The 17,434-nt window shown below is 64.6% G+C and carries 16 protein-coding genes; 4 read left to right on the top strand and 12 right to left on the bottom strand.

Annotated features, from left to right (window positions below; genetic code table 11):
* Positions 1-15 precede the first annotated feature (15 nt).
* The 4 genes from glmL to NUV99_03025 form a co-directional block, all read right to left on the bottom strand.
* Positions 16-1,386: a methylaspartate mutase accessory protein GlmL gene (glmL, locus tag NUV99_03040; protein MCR4419107.1), complete on the bottom strand. Its 1,371-nt coding sequence runs from the start codon at positions 1,384-1,386 to the stop codon at positions 16-18.
* A gap of 13 nt (positions 1,387-1,399) precedes the next feature.
* A complete protein-coding gene (glmS, locus tag NUV99_03035) occupies positions 1,400-1,825 on the bottom strand; it encodes a methylaspartate mutase subunit S (GenBank protein ID MCR4419106.1) in 426 nt (141 codons plus the stop codon).
* 27 nt (positions 1,826-1,852) lie between these two features.
* Positions 1,853-3,325, bottom strand: a complete 1,473-nt coding sequence (locus NUV99_03030; GenBank protein ID MCR4419105.1) for a hypothetical protein — start codon at positions 3,323-3,325, stop codon at positions 1,853-1,855.
* A gap of 163 nt (positions 3,326-3,488) precedes the next feature.
* The gene (locus tag NUV99_03025; GenBank protein ID MCR4419104.1) at positions 3,489-4,418 is read right to left on the bottom strand and encodes a LysR family transcriptional regulator; all 930 of its coding nucleotides are present in this window, start codon (positions 4,416-4,418) and stop codon (positions 3,489-3,491) included.
* Between the two features lie 228 nt (positions 4,419-4,646).
* Between NUV99_03025 and NUV99_03020 the strand changes: the two genes are divergently transcribed.
* The 4 genes from NUV99_03020 (at position 4,647) to NUV99_03005 (ending at position 9,697) form a co-directional block, all read left to right on the top strand.
* Complete coding sequence (locus tag NUV99_03020; GenBank protein MCR4419103.1) at positions 4,647-5,561, top strand: LysR family transcriptional regulator; 915 nt, start codon at positions 4,647-4,649, stop codon at positions 5,559-5,561.
* A gap of 106 nt (positions 5,562-5,667) precedes the next feature.
* Positions 5,668-6,036 carry a PIN domain-containing protein gene (locus NUV99_03015; GenBank protein ID MCR4419102.1) on the top strand — a complete coding sequence of 123 codons (369 nt, stop codon included), beginning with the start codon at positions 5,668-5,670 and terminating at the stop codon, positions 6,034-6,036.
* A gap of 56 nt (positions 6,037-6,092) precedes the next feature.
* Positions 6,093-8,135 (top strand): excinuclease ABC subunit UvrB, encoded by a 2,043-nt coding sequence (uvrB, locus tag NUV99_03010; protein MCR4419101.1) that lies wholly within the window; start codon positions 6,093-6,095, stop codon positions 8,133-8,135.
* A gap of 383 nt (positions 8,136-8,518) precedes the next feature.
* Entirely contained in the window at positions 8,519-9,697 is a 1,179-nt protein-coding gene (locus tag NUV99_03005) for a glycosyltransferase family 4 protein (protein ID MCR4419100.1), read from the top strand.
* A 2-nt stretch (positions 9,698-9,699) separates the two neighbouring features.
* Here the strand turns inward: NUV99_03005 and NUV99_03000 are convergent, their stop codons facing one another.
* The 8 genes from NUV99_03000 to ftsE form a co-directional block, all read right to left on the bottom strand.
* Complete coding sequence (locus NUV99_03000) at positions 9,700-10,560, bottom strand: CBS domain-containing protein (GenBank protein ID MCR4419099.1); 861 nt, start codon at positions 10,558-10,560, stop codon at positions 9,700-9,702.
* Entirely contained in the window at positions 10,557-10,904 is a 348-nt protein-coding gene (locus NUV99_02995; protein MCR4419098.1) for a hypothetical protein, read from the bottom strand. The genes NUV99_03000 and NUV99_02995 overlap by 4 nt, the downstream gene beginning before the upstream one ends.
* 267 nt (positions 10,905-11,171) lie before the next feature.
* Positions 11,172-12,152, bottom strand: coding sequence for an electron transfer flavoprotein subunit alpha/FixB family protein (locus tag NUV99_02990; GenBank protein ID MCR4419097.1), 981 nt, complete (start codon positions 12,150-12,152; stop codon positions 11,172-11,174).
* Positions 12,153-12,168: 16 nt separating this feature from the next.
* Positions 12,169-12,951 carry an electron transfer flavoprotein subunit beta/FixA family protein gene (locus NUV99_02985; GenBank protein MCR4419096.1) on the bottom strand — a complete coding sequence of 261 codons (783 nt, stop codon included), beginning with the start codon at positions 12,949-12,951 and terminating at the stop codon, positions 12,169-12,171.
* A gap of 115 nt (positions 12,952-13,066) precedes the next feature.
* Complete coding sequence (locus NUV99_02980; GenBank protein ID MCR4419095.1) at positions 13,067-14,281, bottom strand: PDZ domain-containing protein; 1,215 nt, start codon at positions 14,279-14,281, stop codon at positions 13,067-13,069.
* Positions 14,282-14,298: 17 nt separating this feature from the next.
* A complete protein-coding gene (locus NUV99_02975) occupies positions 14,299-15,441 on the bottom strand; it encodes a S41 family peptidase (GenBank protein ID MCR4419094.1) in 1,143 nt (380 codons plus the stop codon).
* Positions 15,442-15,555: 114 nt separating this feature from the next.
* Positions 15,556-16,443 (bottom strand): permease-like cell division protein FtsX, encoded by an 888-nt coding sequence (ftsX, locus tag NUV99_02970; protein MCR4419093.1) that lies wholly within the window; start codon positions 16,441-16,443, stop codon positions 15,556-15,558.
* Positions 16,433-17,119, bottom strand: coding sequence for a cell division ATP-binding protein FtsE (gene ftsE, locus NUV99_02965; GenBank protein ID MCR4419092.1), 687 nt, complete (start codon positions 17,117-17,119; stop codon positions 16,433-16,435). Before ftsE ends, ftsX begins: the two co-directional genes overlap by 11 nt.
* Positions 17,120-17,434 lie beyond the last annotated feature (315 nt).

Below are 17,434 nucleotides of genomic sequence, written 5' to 3'. Positions count from 1 at the left end.
CACCGCCGAAACGCGCTATATCGGCACCAGGTACTTTCGCATCAGCCGCGCCGCCTTGAGCGGTTCGGCCTGAGCCAGCAACCCCAGGGCGAACATTATATAGTGGTGGTCCACCAAGAACCGGGGGGCCTTGGGCTTGAGCAGCATGGGCTCCTCCGGCCGGAAGAGCGCCCCTTCCAGCACCCGCCGGGGTGCCGCCGAGAAGGCCACCGGACCGCCGGTGCCCACCACCCAGCCCACCCCGGTTAGGTCCTTGCCCCGCTGCAGCAGAAACTCGCCCTGAGGCGAAACCCGCGCCTCCAGCCGGCCAGCGTGGCGGTCCACCGCCGTCTTTACCGCGGCGCGGGCCAGCATTATCTGAGTCTCTACCTCTCTCTCCGTCCGGGGAATGCCGCTCCGGGCCGCCAGATCGCCGAGAGCCTCGGCAAAGCCCTCCGGCTCTTCCCCCGCGCCCACGATTTCCCTTAAGGTTTCGAGATTATGCACCATTCCGAGGTCGCCTTCTACGGTGCGCTTGACGTAGGGCTCGGCCAGACCCACGGTAACCACCGCCGGGTTGGTGGGCAGCCCCCTGGCCACAGAGTAGACGTCGGTGGTGGCGCCGCCCACATCCACTACCAGCAGTTCCCCCAGGCCGGGGCAGTCGCCCGCGCCCTCCGCCAGAAGCCGGGCCGCCTCCAGCACCGCCGCCGGGGTGGGCATGACCACGCCCCGGATCAGGCTTCGCACCCGGGCTATACCCTTGGCCTCGGTAATGCGGCTTAAGAAGAGTTCCCGGATGGTGCGGTTACAGGGCTCTACCTCCAGCCGGCCGAATTCCGGCATCACGTTGCGGGTGAGAATGACGTTTTTTCCCGCCCCGCCGAGGATCTGCCTGACCTCGTCGTGGGCCGCCTTGTTGCCCGCCACCACGATATTCTTTATCCGGTCGCCTGTCCGGGCCAGGAGGCGGGCGTTGTGCAGGATGACCTTCCGGTTGCCGCCGTCCGTGCCCCCGGTCAGGAGGACGATGTCCGGAACCAGCTCCTCCACCTCCGCCGCTTCCGCCTCCGAAAGCTCGTAGGAGTACACGCCCACGATCTTCGCTCCGGCGCCCAGGGCGGCCAGGCGGGCGGCCTCGGTGGTGTATTCCGGGACCAGACCCACGCAGGCCACCCGCAGGCCTCCGGCGGCGCTGCTGCAGGCCACGGCCTGCCTTAGCTCTTCTTCGCCCAGGCCCACCTCGGCGCGGACCAGTCTCCAGGCCTCCTCCAGCCCGATGGTGATGTCCCGGTCCACGGTAGAGGGAACCTGAACCCGCGCCAGCAGCTCTTCTTTGCTCAGGTCAAAGACCACTACCTTGGTGAAGGTGCTGCCGAAGTCGATGAATACCCGAACTTCGCCCATACCGGGCTCCCCTTTAAAGCTTGCCCCTGGCCTTGAGATCCCGGCGCAGGTCTTCTATGGCCGCCTGGATGTCCACGTCCGGCGGGTAAACCCGGTCGAAGCCCAGCTTTTTGAACTTTTCTTCGTCTTCCTTGAAGTCGTGCCGGGAAATCCCCAGGATGCCGCCGATGTAGAGAATCACATCCTCCAGCCCCGCCTCTATGCACTTCTCCTTAAAACCCTGGAGGTCGAGTTCGGCCATGCCGTACAGGGAACTCATCAGGATGGCGTCGGCGTCCGTCTCCTGGGCGGCCTTGATGAACTCCTCCGGCGGAGTCTGGGCCCCCAGTTCCACCACGTTGAACCCGGCCTCCCTAAGAGCGCGGGAGAGGATCTTGGTTCCGATTACGTGGGCGTCTACTCCTACCGTGCCGGTCACTACCGTGGGCCGATCTTTCACCGTTGCGCACCTCCCCTACCGCCGGGGCTACTTGCGGGCCGGTACCCCGAGGATCCTTCCCTGGCTGAAGGCCCAGAAGTCTTCTACGGCTACGTAAAAGTCCATCTTCCTACCCTCCGCCCGCTCCCTTTCCGCCACCTTCTGCCGGTGAAAGTCCTTGATCTCCTCCGGGATCGGCAGGTTGCCGAACTCCACGTAACGGCAGGCGCCGCGTAGGTCTCGCACGCCCAGCACCCGGTCCCTGGCATGCACGTTCAGCGGGAAGGGCGAGTCTAAGACCCCGGCCTCTACCGCCTTTATCGCGCCCACCACTATGTCCCCGTCGCCCAGGTCCAGCACCCGGTCCAGGATGGCGGTGATCTCGGCCTCGGTGATCTTTTCTTCCAGCCGGATGTCCTCGTCGTCTAGATCGGCCAGCTTCTGGGTCCGCACCACCTCGAATATCCAGTTGGCCGCCCGGTAGCTGCTCTCGTGGGCCTCCTTGGTGGGCACGCCCACCCCCTCGTCCACCGTCCGCACCGAAACCGCTTCCACTTTGGCCAGGGCGCCTACCAGGGCCGTGTAGGTGAGATAGCCGAAGGCCATGCCCAGGTCCTGGGGCACGGCGTACAAGGGCACCTGGCAGGCGATGGTGCCCGGGATCATTACCTCAGTGTACCCGAGCCGGTCCAGATAGGTTCTAAGCAGTCGCGGCACGGCCCGGATCCAGGCCAGGTCCTGGGGCAGGTAACCGTGACACTCCACCAGGGGGATAACGCTTTTTGCCCCCTGCTCCGCCGCCACCAGGGCCTCGATTATCAGGCAGGCGGCGTTCACGCTTATGGGGAAAACGCCGTTGGGTAGCCAGCCGTGGCAGTCGGTAGAGATGATTACCCCCCGGTCGGCGTAATAGCCCATGAGGCGGAAGGCGTACTGAGCGGTCTGGATACACTCCTCGATGGTGGCCTTTTTCTCGTAGCTGCCGAACCAGGCGAAAAAGCTAGAGGGCATGGCGGTCATGCCCGAGGCGAAGGCGATTTCCGCCACCAGGCTGTTTGCCTTCATGGAGCAGCGGGGATTGAAGGCGCCGTCGCAAGCCCCTACCACCCTGCGTGTAGTCTTAACCCCGTGGTTAATAATGGGGTAACCGTTGAGCATGGGCTTGCCCCGCTTCTTGCTCTCTTCCAGGGCCTGCTCCACTTTCTCAAACTGCAGGTTCCGGGTGTAGCTGTCGGTGGTCACAGGTATGAGCGGCACCCCGGAGGCCACCAGGGCCTGAACCAGCTCGATTTCGTCTTCCACCAGCGGCGTGCCCGCCCGGGGGAAAACCACCGTCTTTCCTTGCGCCCGCAGCCGCTCCAGCACCTTGTGAAACCGCTTGCTGTCCGGAAGGGACTTCTGGTACTCCACCGCCTCGTCCAGGTCCACTTCCTTGCCGGTAGGCCACAAGGAGAGCACACTTTCCCGCATCTTCAAGAATTCATCTTCGTCGATGCGCTTTTGCCTTACCCTTACTTCCATATGCTTCCTCCCTGCTTCGGCTCTGGTTAATATCCGCGGTCCCTCGTGGTCAAGCGCCGGCCGCCGCTCGTGGCAGGATAAATTGTAATGCAAGAATATTAAGGCGTCTATTACAGCTTGCTCTAACGAAGTAGTAACCGATTGCTTACCTTTTGCGCTGCCGTCAGCCTTCCGTATCGGGGCCCTTCCCCAGGGACCGGCCCCCTAAACGCTCACGGAGAAACCGGCAGAACTCCTGGACGGGCACTCGAAAACGGGTGCGGGGGCGTACCACTTTGTATTCGTACGCAGGAAGAGGAGCGGGAGGCTCCACTTTAACCAGGCCCCCTAGCGCCAGTTCCTCCTCCACTACTACAGCATGCGTTACCGTGGCCGCGGCGCGGCCTTTCACCGCCTTGCGTGCGTCTTCGGGGTGACTTACCTCGGCCACCAGGCGGGGCTCTATGCCCAGCGAAGCCAAGTAGGCGTCCAGTATCTGTCGCAGCGCGGTTCCCCGGGACGGCAACACCATGGGCAGGCGCGACCAATCAAGGACCCCTTCGGAGCCCACCAACCGCGGGTTGGCCACGGCCACAAGCTCTAGGCTAAGGCTGCCTTCCACGGCACAGCCAGGGGTAGAAAGGTCCGCGGGAACCACGCCCAGGTCGCATCCTCCCCGGCGCAAGACTCCCCAGACGGCCTCCAGGTCGGTATCGGTCAGCACCCGCACCTCTACGCCCGGATGACAACGGCGGAACTCCGCGCCCAGCCGAGGAAGGAGATACAGCCCCACCAAGGGATCGGCCGCCACTGCAATCCGCTCTCCCGGCAGTTCCTTCGTTATTCCGGTCTCCAGTCCCTTGAGCTGAGTTGCCAGACCACCGACTACCCTGACCACTGTGGCCGCCGCCTTGTAGGTCAGCCTTCCCGCCGGAGTCAACTTGGGTTTACCTACCCCCGCCCTCCTTGCCAGCAGAACCTGCCCCAATTCCTTCTCCAGGGCCTTGATTTGGGCGCTCACAGCAGCCTGGGATATGTTCAGCCTACGGGCGGCATTCGAGAAACTACCTTCGTCCACCACGGTGAGAAAGACCAGGAATTGGTGAAGCGTCACCGTCTACCACCTCTTTCTTAAGCCGGGCATTCCCGGTCTGGGCAGGGTAGAGCAAAGTGGCAGCCGTCCCGGGCACTGGGCCGTAGAGTAGACCGTCCGCCGCCTCATGCCCCGCTATGGCAGTTCCTTGTTTAAACAGGATGTTAATTCAGGAATATTGAAGCGTCTATTGCAATTTGTTATAATGGGATCGGTAACCAAAAAGTTACCTTTGTAGAGGTAGCCGACATGACCCTGCACCAGCTGGCCGTATTCTGCGAAATTGTGCGCACTGCGAGTTTTGGCCGCGCCGCCGATAACCTGCACATCTCGCGGCCCGCCATAAGCGCCCAGATTAAGGCTCTTGAAGAAGAGCTAGGCCATCCGCTGTTCGCGCGCCACCGCGGCACCAAAGGAGTAGAGCTGACTGGCGCCGGAAAACTGGTGTACCAGGTAGCCACCAAAGTGCTGAACAGCCTGGAGCAGCTCACTACCGATCTCCGCTACCTGAACGCCGTGGGCGAGGCGGGCGGCCGCACCATTACCGTAGCCAGCAATACCACCATAGGCATCTACCTCCTGCCCAAGCTTTTGGGCGAGTTTCAGGCCCGCTTTCCCAGCCTATCCGTCCGGGTGATAGTGGAAACCGACGCCGCCACTATGATGACCGCGTTCCGCCAGCACCGGTACGACGTCGCCGTGTTCCCTACCCAGGTGGCGGTTCCGGACGTGATCCAGGACTTCGTGTTCACCCAGGCGCTCACCGTGGTGGCCAACCCGGCCCTGGCCGATTCCGATCCCTTCCTGTCCCCCCACTGGGAGCAGCTTCCCCTGGTGCTCCCCATCGAGAACACCTTCGTTCGCCGGGTAATCGACGCCTATTTTGACGGCCTGGGGGTAAGGCCCAAGGTGCTCCTGGAGGCCAGCCACCCGGAGGCGGTGAAGGCCACGGCGAAGACCTCCAAAGTGGCGGCGGTGACCCACCGTATCGCCGTGGAAGAGGACATCCGCCATGGCCACCTGGTAGAGTTGCGCCCACCCGTAGATCTCCCCTTGCTGGCCTACCAGGTGGTTCGGCCCCGGTCCCGACAAAGCGAGGAGGGGCGCCTTTTGAGCATGTTCCTTCAGGAGGAAATCGGTAGGGAGACCACGCAGGAGCGCTGAGCCAGCCGGCCCTGCCTGTTGACTTGATGACGGCGGGAAGGAGCCAAGGGTTCGTCTGCCCCGTGACGGTGGTAGGCGGGGTGAGGGCGTGCTATAATGCCCTGGGGTGAGACTAGGGGAAGTTCCGCGCGAACACGTCAAAGCCCTTATTGATCGGCTAGCCGATGAGCAGGTGCAGGCTCTGTGGATCATCCTGGAATCCATGGTCTGGCCGCTTGAAGAGATCAGTCCCGAAGAGGCAGCAGAACTAGCAGAAGCACGGGCTCAGATAGAAGCAATGCATCAGACCAGGATCGTTCCCTTAGACTTTCGGCTAAGCCTGGCCGCCACCGAAACCTCGATCCGGTGGAAACTGCCTCTGGCCGACGCGGTGGTGTACGCCACCGCCCAGGCTCACCAAGCCCAGGTCATAACTAGCGACTCTCACTTTGAGGGGCTTCCGAGCGTGTTGTTCGTTTCCAAGGGGGCAAGCTAGGCGGACGGGTTGCCCTTCCAGGCCGGAGAGGCTAGAATAGCTTTGGAGGTGACGCCATGGGTCGGTTTGTGCTGAAAACCGATCTGGCGCCCCGGGGGGACCAGCCCAAGGCCATTGCCCAACTGGTGGAGGGGTTAAGAAAGGGTTACCGCATGCAGACCCTTCTGGGCGTCACCGGCTCGGGCAAGACCTTTACCATGGCCCACGTCATCGCCGAGATGCGGCGGCCCACCCTGGTAATCGCGCCCAACAAGACCCTGGCCGCCCAGCTCTGCGGCGAGTTCAAGGAGTTCTTCCCCGACAGCGCGGTGGAGTACTTCGTGAGCTACTACGATTACTACCAGCCCGAAGCCTACATCCCCCAGACCGACACCTACATCGAGAAAGACTCCTCCATCAACGAGGAGATAGACAAGCTGCGGCATTCGGCCACGGCAGCGCTTTTCGAGCGCCGCGACGTGATCATCGTGGCCAGCGTGTCCTGCATCTACGGCCTGGGTTCGCCGGAGGACTACCGCGACCTGATGCTCTCGCTGCGGGAGGGCCAAAGCTACGACCGGGACGCGGTCCTAAGGCGGCTGGTGGACATCCAGTACCACCGCAACGATTATGACTTCAAACGGGGCACCTTCCGGGTGCGGGGGGACGTGCTGGAGATTTACCCGGCTTCCTTTAGCGAGCGGGCCCTGCGGATCGAGTTCTTCGACGACGAAGTGGAGCGCATCCTGGAGTTCGACCCCCTCACCGGCGAGGTGCTGTGCGCGCTTCGACACGCGGTGGTTTTCCCGGCCAGCCACTACGTCACTCCTCAGGACAAGATGGAGCGGGCTCTGGCGGCCATAGAAGAGGAACTGGAGGAGCGTCTGGCCGAGCTTCGTGCCCAGGGCAAGCTGCTTGAGGCCCAGAGGCTGGAGCAGCGCACCCGCTACGACCTGGAAATGATGCGGGAGATAGGCTTCTGCAAGGGCATCGAGAACTACTCCCGCCACCTCACCGGCCGGCTGCCGGGGGAGCCGCCCTACACCCTGCTGGACTACTTCCCCGAGGACATGCTGCTGTTCATCGACGAGTCCCACATCACCGTGCCCCAAATCGGCGGCATGTACGAGGGCGACTACTCCCGCAAGAAAACCCTGGTGGACTACGGCTTTCGCCTGCCCTCGGCCTTAGATAACCGGCCTCTAAAGTTCGCAGAGTTCGAGGCCCGCATCAACCAGGTAGTCTTCGTTTCCGCCACCCCGGGCCCTTATGAGCTCGCCCACAGCCGGCAGATCGTGGAGCAGATCGTGCGGCCCACCGGCCTGGTGGACCCGGAGATCCACGTGCGGCCGGTCCGGGGCCAGATAGACGACCTCATAGGCGAAATCCGCAAGCGGGTGGCCAAGAAGCAGCGGGTGCTGGTCACCACCCTGACCAAGCGCATGGCCGAGGACCTGACCGAGTACCTGCAGGAGGCCGGCATCCGCGTGCGCTACCTGCACTCGGAGATCAACGCCCTGGAGCGCATGGTGATTATCCGGGACCTGCGGCTGGGAGAATTCGACGTGCTGGTGGGCATCAACCTCTTGCGGGAGGGGCTGGACCTGCCCGAGGTAGGCCTGGTGGCCATACTGGATGCGGACAAAGAAGGCTACCTCCGCTCCGAGCGCTCTCTGATCCAGACCATGGGCCGCGCCGCCCGCAACGCCGAGGGCACGGTGATCATGTACGCGGACACGGTTACCGAGTCCATGCGCCGGGCCATAGAGGAGACCGAACGCCGGCGCCGGCTGCAAATGGAATACAACCGCCGGCACGGCATTACCCCCCAAACGGTGCAGAAGGGCATCCGGGACCTGTTGGAGATCTCCAAGGTGGCCGAGCCCCGGGTGCACTATCTTACCGAGGCCCGGGAGGCTAAGGGCCGGCAGGAGTTGCTGGCCCTAATCAAGAAATTGGAGCAGGAGATGCGCCAGGCGGCAAAGAACTTAGAGTTTGAGCGCGCCGCAGAGCTGCGCGATGCCATCATCGAGCTGCGGCATCAGGCCGAGGAAGCCGGCCGGGCGCAAAGAAAAAGCGGGGGTCAGGCCCGCAGGGCCGCCGGTGGCCGGCGACGCTAGCAGGGCTTCGGCGGGTGGGAGACCGGGCCGACGCTCCTAAGTTTTCCCGGTTTTGGGTCGGCGGGCGGTTACGGGTCTCCCCGGAGTACATTGGAACCTCGCCGGGTGCCGAGCTTGGCGAGGGCAAGCTCAGAGGCGGGCCGTAGGCCATGGATGGCCGTAGCGGCGCGGCGCTACGGACGGCGCCTGCGCCGGAAGCCCGCCGGAGGGCGAAGACCGAGCGCTAGCTTGGCCGGCGGGGTGACAGTACGAACGGGGAGCACCCGTAACCGCCCCAGGCGAGACGGTGACCCGCCAGTGAGCCAGGAGCGCCGGCCGGGCAAACTCAAGGAGCGCGTGCGAACCGACCTTGAGAATCGGCAGGGGAAAGAGGGGGAACCGGGGTGAGCCTGGCCATTGGCTTTTTCACCGACAGCTACCGGCCTTATACCAGCGGCGTGGTTCGCTCCATCGAAACCTTCACCGCCCACCTGCGTCGCCTGGGTCACCGGGTGTATATCTTCGCCCCCCGCTACCCCAACGCGCCGCCGGAAGAAGGAGTGTTCCGGTTCGCCAGTGTGCCCGCAGTCACCCAGCGCGACTTCCGCCTGGCCCTGCCCCTATCCCTGAGCCTGGGAAACACGGTGCGCCGGCTGAAACTAGACCTAATTCACGTGCACTCGCCTTTTCTTCTGGGCTCCCTGGGAGCGGACGCCGCCCGGCGGCACGGTCTTCCCCTGGTCTTTACCTATCATACCCTTTACGATCAGTACGTTCACTACGTGCCTTTCTTCCCCGAACTATCCCGGCGAGTGGTGCGTCAGTATACCCGCCGCTTCTGCAACCGCTGCGACCTGGTGATCACCCCCACTACCCAGATTGCCGACCTGCTGCGCCGCCAAGGAGTAACCGCGCCGTTGGCGGTAGTGCCTACCGGGATCGAGTTGGAACGCTTCCGCCGGGGCGACCGCAATCGACTGCGGCAACGCTACACCCTGCCGCCGGAGGCCAAGATCCTGCTCTACGTGGGTCGCCTGGGCAGGGAGAAAAACCTGCCCTTCCTGCTGAAAAGCTTCGCCCGTCTGCGGCGCCTGGCCGGCCTTCCGCCCTTGCGGCTGGTGCTGGTGGGAGGTGGCAACGCCGAGGAGGAAACCAAGCGGCTGGCGGCGGAGCTGGGAGTGGCGGAGGAGACCGTTTTCACCGGCACCCTTCCGCCGGAAGAGGTGGTGCACTGCTACGCCGGCGCCGATCTATTCGTCTTTGCTTCCGTCACCGAAACCCAGGGGGTGGTCCTGGCCGAGGCCAAGGCCGCCGGTTTGCCGGTGGTGGCGGTGGACGCCGCCGGGGTAAGAGACATGGTGAACTCGGGGGTGGACGGCTACCTTACCGCCCTCAACCTAGAAGAATTTACCGCCCGAGTGGCAGAGCTAGTAAGCGACGAATCCCGGCGCGCGGCCATGGCCCGGCAGACGCAGGTCACGGTAGAAGAATTCTCCGCCGAACGCACGGCGCAGCGCCTGGCCGAGCACTACCAGCGCCTGATTTCGGGTGCCTCGGTCGCCCTTCTCCGGCGGCCGGGTTAGGTTCAGCCCCTGACGAGCTGAAGAGTGTCGGCCACCGCTATCCGGCTCTTTTGGCGCTTGGCCCGGGTGCAGGCCAGGCTGGCCAGATTGAGCAGCTCTTTTACCCCGAAGCGCCAGTTTCCGTCCGGCCGTGCCGCGGCGCGCCTTCCGCCGACAATGCCCACGGACAAGCTGATCCTTATTCCCAGCGGCCACTCGGCTTCCTCCACCCGGGCCACCGCCCGCAGGCCCAGCTCCCGAGCCTGATCCAGCGTAGCGCCGAGCACAGCGGCGAACTCGTCCCCGCCGTAACGGCAGAGGCCGGCCTCCGGGGGCATCAGAGCCTGCAGGAGCCCGCCGGTCTGGCGGATGACCTCATCCCCCACGGCGTGGCCGTACAGCTTGTTCACCCGGCCGAAATCGTCCAGGTCGAAAAACAGGACCGCTATCTCCCGTCCCTGAAGCAAGAAGCACCTGGCCCTTTCCAGGAGGTACTCGCTCTTGCTCAGGCCGGTGAGGGCGTCCCAATACTTGCCCAGCTCCGCGTAAAGGGCAGCCTTGGTGACGATGCCCACCAGCCGGCCGCCCTCGACCACGGGGAGCCTTTCGATCCGGTTCTTTTCCAGCACTTCCTTGGCTTCCCAAAGGGAGAGTTGGGGGGAAACGACGACGGGATTGCGGGTCATGGCATCCGTCACCAGGCGGTTGGGGTGGGAAGCGCGGACGTCCCGGGAGGTGATGATGCCGACCAACCGGCCGTCTTCCAGCACCGGAAGCCCGCCGATCCGGTGGGCGCGCATCAGGCCCTCCGCCCGGGCCACGCTCTCCAGGGGGCCTACGGTAATGACTTCCCGGCACATGATATCGGCTACCGAGGCGCTCATAGCTCCACCGTCCTAGTGGCCTCGACGGTTACGGTCACCTGGGCCTTGACTATGGCGCTTTCGTGGGCGATCTTCCCCCCTTCTTCCAGCAGGAAGGGCAGGAGCTTCTCCGCCGGCACCATGCGCAACAGATTCTTGCGGATAACCGCCGCCTCGAGCACGGCGTGATCCAGGGGCAGAACCTCGTACTGCTCGGGCGAGAGGGCGTCTACCATGCGTCTGGCCGCCTCCGGCCCGATGGGCGCCCGTTTGCCCACCAGAAGCACGTCCTGCATGGGCGGGAACTCGAATTCCGAGAGCCGAAGGGTGATCTCCGCCCGGCGCTCGGATGCGCTGGCTTTCATCAGGTTGACTCCTTCCAAAATTTGATGCCGTACCAGCCCTAAATATATCCACAAAATGCCTCGGCTTCAACCCCTGCCCAGACCGGTCCGACCTCGGCCGGCGGCCTCTGGCCCCCGCAGCGCCGTATGCGGGGCGGGAAGGCGGTGCCAGTGCCGAAACCGCCTGCTGCTGCCGATAGCCCCGCCTGTTCGACACCGCACCCTTAGAAAAAGGGGGGGCCGTATTGAAAACGGCCCCAGGATCTAGAGGCATGAGAGGGGTGAGGTTTACTGTAAGGCCTTCTTGAACTCCTCGGTCAGCAGGGGCACGATCGTGAAGAGGTCGCCGACGATGCCGTAGTTGGCCACCTGGAAGATCGGCGCCTCCGGGTCCTTGTTGATGGCCACGATATACTTGGAGGACTGCATTCCCGCCAGGTGCTGGATGGCACCGGAGATCCCGCAGGCGATATACAGGGTGGGAGAAACCGTCTTGCCCGTCTGGCCCACCTGGTCATCGTGATCCCGCCAGCCAGCGTCCACTGCGGCGCGGGAAGCTCCCACCGCGGCGCCCAGCACGTCGGCCAGTTCCTCCAGGATCTTGAAGTTTTCCGGACCCTTCATGCCCCGGCCGCCCGAGACTATAATGTCGGCCTCGGTCAGCTCGACCCGCCCGGTGGCCTTCTTGACGATGTCCTTGACCAGCTGCCGCAGGCTGCCCGGATCGAGCTGTACCGGCTGGCTCACCACTTCCGGAGTGCGGGCACCCACTTCGGCCACGCCCAGCACGTTCGGCCGTACCGTAACCATGGCCGGAGGACCCGAAACCTCACCCTGGGTAATGGCCTTGCCGGCGTAAATGGGGCGCACGAAACGCACCTTGCCGCCGGCCAGTTCCAGCCCGGTGCAGTCGGTTACCAGGCCGGCGCCCAGCCGCTGGGCCACCCTGGGAGCCAGGTCCTTGGCCAGGGCGGTATGACCGAAGAGTACCAGCTGCGGCTGCAGGGACTTTATCAGGTCGGCCACCACCGAGGTATAGGCGTCGGTGGTATAGTTGGCCAGGCGCTCGTCGTCCGCCAGGTAGACCTTGTCCACGCCGTACTGACCCAGGCTCCCGGCCATGCCGGCCACGCCCTGGCCCAGAAGCACGGCCCCCAGTTCGCCGCCCAGCTGGTCGGCGAACGCCCGGCCCCGGGTGAGCAGCTCGGCGGTGACTTTCCGCCACTGTCCTTCCTTGTGCTCTGCGAAGACTAATACTGCCGTTGCCAAGCTCCCCTACCCCCTTTTAGATAACCTTCGCTTCTTCGCGCAGCAGGCGCACCAGTTCCCGAGCCTGATCCTGCGGCTCTCCCTCCAGCAGCCGGCCGCCCGCCCGCTTGGGCGGCAGGGAGTAAGAAGTAACGGTGACCTTGGCCGCCGCGGCTCCCACGGCGTCGGCGGAAAGACCCAGATCGGCCAGGCTGAGCTGCTGGATGGGCTTCTTTTTGGCCTGCATGATGCCTTTCATGGAAGGATAGCGCGGCTCGTTGAGCCCTTTCTGAGCGGTGATGAGGGCGGGCAGGGGAACCTCCAGGATCTCGGTAGCCCCCTCTCCCTCGCGGTGCACCGTGGCCCGGTTGCCGTCCACCTCTACCTTGACCGCCAGGTTGACCTGGGGAAGGTTAAGGATTTCCGCCACCCGGCCGGGAACCTGGGCGGCATTGTCGTCTATGGCCACCCAGCCGGTCAGGATGAGGTCGTAGGAGAGGGTGGAAACCGCCTTGGCCAGGGCCTGGGCCACCCCGGCATGGTCGGCGCCTTCCAGGGCGGGGTCCTGCACCAGCACCCCGCGGTCCGCGCCCATGGCCAGCGCCTGGCGGATGGCGTCTTGGGCCTGGGCACCGCCCACGCTGACTACCACTACTTCCCCTCCGAACTTCTCCTTAAGCTTGAGGGCTTCTTCCACCGCGAATTCGTCGTAGGGGTTTATGATGAGGTTTACTCCCGCGCTGCTGATCTTTCCGTCGGCGGTTAGTTCGATTTTGGCTTCGGTGTCGAAGGTCTGCTTGAGTAGTACTACGATATTCAATACCCTTCCCTCCTTTTGTGAGAAGAATACCGCCCGAAACTAATGCAAGAAATATACCACCGGACAAAGGCGATCAGTGCACGTCTACCCGGACCTGCTACCTCCTTTCCCATGTTTACTTCCTGAACAACCGCCGCAATAGTGAACCCGTCCCCCACTCCACCAGGGGAGGATCCCCCGGCTCCGGAACCGGAATTATGCCCAGCGGCCGCCTGGCGTCGCCGCGCACGTGCAACCGCTGCCATTTGCCCCGGGCGTCCGTGTACTCCAGTTCCAGATACGGGCCGGAGACCGCCAGGGCCGCGGCCAGGTCCGCACGCGAGCTTACCGGCCGGCCGTTAACGCCCCTCAGCACGCTGCCCGCCTCCAGCCCCCAGCGCCGGGCCTGGGAACCCCACACCGTGTCCAGCACCATTACTCCGCCGGGCCGGGGCGCGAACCTTGGCCGGCCGAGCATCTCCGCCCGCCGGCCGAGGACTATGGTAAGCTCGTGTCCGAGGGGGGTGAACACGGCGGCCGGGAAGGCCCAGAACGGCGAACGGGAGGCAGCCACGGCCAGGACCAGGACCGCGAGACTGTAACCGCACAGTATCAGTGCGGAACGCCGGCTCTTGCCCCGGGGCAGCGAGGACACCGCTATATCCCCGTACCCCAGGGCGGCCACCACCGGCAGCAGCACGTACACCGCCTGGTCCGGAGAGGCTATGCCCTCGGGCCGGATGAGGGGCCACCAATCGGGCATGGCCACGCCGTAGGGCACCAGTTCGGGCAGTTCCAAAAGGGCTCCTGCCACCAGGGGAATGGGCCAAAAACGTTGGAGGTTAAAAGCGCCTACCACCTCGCCCCGAGGGAGGCGCAGGTACACGGGCATGCCTCCAAGGTGCCCGCTCAGCAGGATAAGCAGGCTTTCTACCAGGTGGAGGGCCCCCACCAGGGCCACCAGCTGCGCCACTTCCAGGCGCGGAAAGCCAAAGAGCAGGGAACTCAGGGCCAGCAGGCCCCCGGCGTAAGAGAAGCACAGGAGGTGGGGGCTGATCAGCATCAGGAGAATGGCCAGCGGCCACAGATAGGCCAGCCCGGTATTGCTGAGGGAGACACCCAGCAGCACCAGCAGAACGCTGCCTACCAGTCCCCCCACTATTCCCAAGAGGGCGGAATACAGGGTCGGCAGCCAGAAAGGCTCGGTCGGCACCCCCAGGAGACGGCTCTTGGTGCGCGCCAGCCGGAAATGCTGGGCGGCTACCAGCAGCATCACCAGCCAGAAGAAGGGGTTGGCCAGGGCACGGAGCAAGGTCAGCAGCACCAGGGACACCAAACTGAGCCAGGACAAGGGAGGCGCTCCTTCCCCTAGGATTTGGCACCCTCGAGGATTTGCACCGCCTTCAGCAGCTGCCGGTCGCGCGCCGGATCCGGCGCGGCAAGAAGGGCCTGGGCGGTTTCCTCCGCCGTCATGGTTACCACCAGGTCGGGCTCGATGCCCTTCCCGTCGATATCCCGCCGGGCGGGGGTAAGATACTTTTCGGTAGTGAGCTTCAGGCCCGCCCCCCCGTCCAACCGGAACACCTTCTGCACCCGTCCCTTACCGAAGGTCTTCTCTCCCACCAGAAGGCCGGCTCCGGTATCCTTCACCGCCCCGGCCACGATCTCCGCCGCGCTGGCCGTACCGCCGTTGACCAGCACCACCAGCGGCAGGTCCAGCTTGCGGCCGGAGGCAGGGTAGGGGGTGGACTTCTGGCGGCTCACGGTGTACACCACCGGCCCGGCGGGAACGAAGTACCCCGCTACTTCTACCGCCGCCGTGAGTTCTCCCCCGGGGTTGTTGCGCAGGTCCAGTACGATCCCCCGCAGGTTTTCGGTACCTATCTCCTTCAAGGCGGCGGCCAGAGCCTGCGGTGTCTGCTCGCTGAAGGTAGTGATGTTGAGGTAGGCGATGCCGGGGTGCCCGTCCAGCACCCGCGCTTCCACGGTGGGGATGACGATTCTTTCCCGGACTATCCTGAACTCTCGTATGCCGTCGCCCGGCCGCTGGACGGCCAGGGAGACCGGCGTGCCGGGCTCACCCTGTAAGAGGCGGGCCGCTTCCTCCAGGTTAAGGGTGCGGGCATCGCGATCCTCTATCCGCACTATCAGGTCCCCGCTCTGAATGCCGGCCCGGTGGGCGGGCGTACCCTTGAAGGGAGTAATTACCTTGATTCGGCCCTCCTCGTCCACCCCGATCACCAGGCCCACCCCGCCGTAACTACCGGTTATCTGCTGGGTCAGGCTGCGGTACTGCTCCCGGTCCAGGTAGACCGAGTAAGGGTCGTCCAGAGCTTCCACCAGCCCCCGGGTGGCCCCCTGGAGCAGCCGACCGGTATCGGCCGGCTCCAGGGCCTGGGTCTGTATCAGGGAAACCACCCGCAGCAACTGGGTTACTTCCCCGTAGTGGGCAAAGACAAAAAAAGTCAGGCCCGCCGCCACCAACACGCACCAGGCCAGGACGATGGCCAAAACGATCTTACCCGCTCGCCGCCACTTCTCCAGAGCCGCCTCACCATCCCGTACTTTAGGAATACCCTTGCCACCTTATGGTACTTATGCCCCTTGCGCCGCGCTTATGAGCCTTTACACCTGAAGAAAACGCCGAATGGAAATCAGGCTGCCCAGAGAGCCCAGGACCAAGCCCCCCAGAACCAGGGCGGCCACCAGTTCCCACACCTGGCCCGGGTTGGTGAGCAAGGGCAGGAAGGCGAGACTTACCTTCAGCCGGGCGATGAGCACCGAGTAGGCGGCGTGCAGGCTCAAGCCGGCGATCCCCGCCCCGATAATCCCCAGGAACATTCCCTCCAGAAAGAAGGGCCAGCGGATGAACCAGTCGGTTGCGCCCACGTACTTCATGATGCTGATCTCCCGCCTCCGGGCGAACACGTTCATGCGAATGGCTATGGCTATCAGGCCCACCGCCGCCGCACCCAGCAGCACGATTACCGAGGTGCCCAGCACCCGCACCCAGCCGGTCAGCTGGAACAGGCGCTCTACCAGGCCCTGACCGTAGCGTACCTCTTCTACGTGGCGCAGCTTCTCCGCCGCCCGCGCCACCGTGGGCACGTCCTCCGGCCGGGTGGTGCGAACCCGGAAGTAGTCGGGCAGGGGATTATTGCCGCCTAAGGCCTTAATCAGGTCGTGCTGCGGCCCGAACTGCTCGGCCAGGCGCCGCAAGCCCTCCTCCTTGGGGACCAGTATGACTTCCTTCACGCCCGGCAGCCGTCGCAGGGCCGCCTCCAGTTCCGGCAGCACCTCCCTCGGCGCATCCGGGCGGATGAACACCGCCGCCTCCACTTCCGATTCCAGTGAACTGACGATCAGGTTAAGATTCAGGACCAGGAGCACGAAAAGCCCCAGCAGGAAGAGGGAAATACTCACGGTGGCGACGGCCGCCACGGTGAGCCAGCCGCTCCGGCGCAGCCCCAAACCGGCCTGACGGAGATAGTAGCCCAGGGTGCTAAGCCTCAAGGCGTACCGCTCCCCTCGGCTCGTCCCGGACCACCCGACCGCGCTCCAGGGTTATGACCCGGCGCTGCATGGCGCCCGCAATCTCCCGATTGTGGGTGGCCACCACTACCGTGGCTCCCCGCTTATTTATCTTGTCCAGCAGGCCCATCACTTCCCACGCCGTCTTGGCATCCAGATTGCCCGTAGGCTCGTCCGCCAGGACTATGGGCGGGTTGTTGGCGATGGCCCGGGCGATGGCCACGCGCTGCTGCTCGCCGCCGGAAAGCTGGCGGGGAAAGGCCCGGCCTCGCTCGGCCAGGCCCACCATTTCCAGCAGGGCCGGCACCCGGCGCCTGACCTCCTCCCGGGGATACTCCAGTACTTCCAGGGCGAAGGCCACGTTCTCGTACACCGTGCGCTCCTCCAGCAGGCGGAAGTCTTGAAAGACCATGCCTATACTCCGCCGCAGAAGCGGCACCTCGCGCGGCTTGAGCCGGGCCAGGCTGCGTCCTCCCACCAGTACCTGGCCCCGCGTGGGCGTCTCCTCCCGCAGCAGCAGACGCAGCAGGGTGGACTTGCCCGCACCGCTGGGTCCCATCAGAAACACGAACTCGCCCTTGTCTATGTGCACGGTGACGTCCAGTAACGCCTGGATTCCGCCCGGATAGATCTTGGAAACGTTGTAAAGCTGGATCAAGGCGCCATTCCTCCCGTGTTCCTCCCCGGTTTAGGTCTGTTTTCGACACCCGGCTCCAGAATCCTTTTCCCTGCCCGACAAGAAAGGCGGACCCTGCCGCCGCCTTCCGGCGATCGCGCAGGGTCCGCCTGACAACCCGCCGGCGCCCCGAGATCTCCCGGGTCGCGCCCCGGCGGGCACGTCCACTCGTTCCGCTTCCCGGCGATCCCGACCTGTTCCCCGGCAGCCCTGGTTCCCCCTCGTACCGGTCGCTTCGTCGACCGAACTAGGGCTCGAGCTTCGGGCTCCGGCGGGCTCCCGGCGGAGGCGCCGTCC

The sequence above is a fragment of the Clostridia bacterium genome (assembly GCA_024653205.1).
In the GTDB taxonomy this organism is placed as follows: domain Bacteria; phylum Bacillota; class DSM-521; order Neomoorellales; family SLTJ01; genus JANLFO01.
This window is presented reverse-complemented; position numbering and strand designations above follow the sequence as displayed.

Coding starts and splice junctions, on each gene's coding strand:
- uvrB (MCR4419101.1), top strand. CDS start 6,093: ATGGGTCGGTTTGTGCTGAAAACCGATCTGGCGCCCCGGGGGGACCAG.
- NUV99_03020 (MCR4419103.1), top strand. CDS start 4,647: ATGACCCTGCACCAGCTGGCCGTATTCTGCGAAATTGTGCGCACTGCG.
- glmL (MCR4419107.1), bottom strand. CDS start 1,386: ATGGGCGAAGTTCGGGTATTCATCGACTTCGGCAGCACCTTCACCAAG.
- NUV99_02995 (MCR4419098.1), bottom strand. CDS start 10,904: ATGAAAGCCAGCGCATCCGAGCGCCGGGCGGAGATCACCCTTCGGCTC.
- NUV99_03030 (MCR4419105.1), bottom strand. CDS start 3,325: ATGGAAGTAAGGGTAAGGCAAAAGCGCATCGACGAAGATGAATTCTTG.
- NUV99_03000 (MCR4419099.1), bottom strand. CDS start 10,560: ATGAGCGCCTCGGTAGCCGATATCATGTGCCGGGAAGTCATTACCGTA.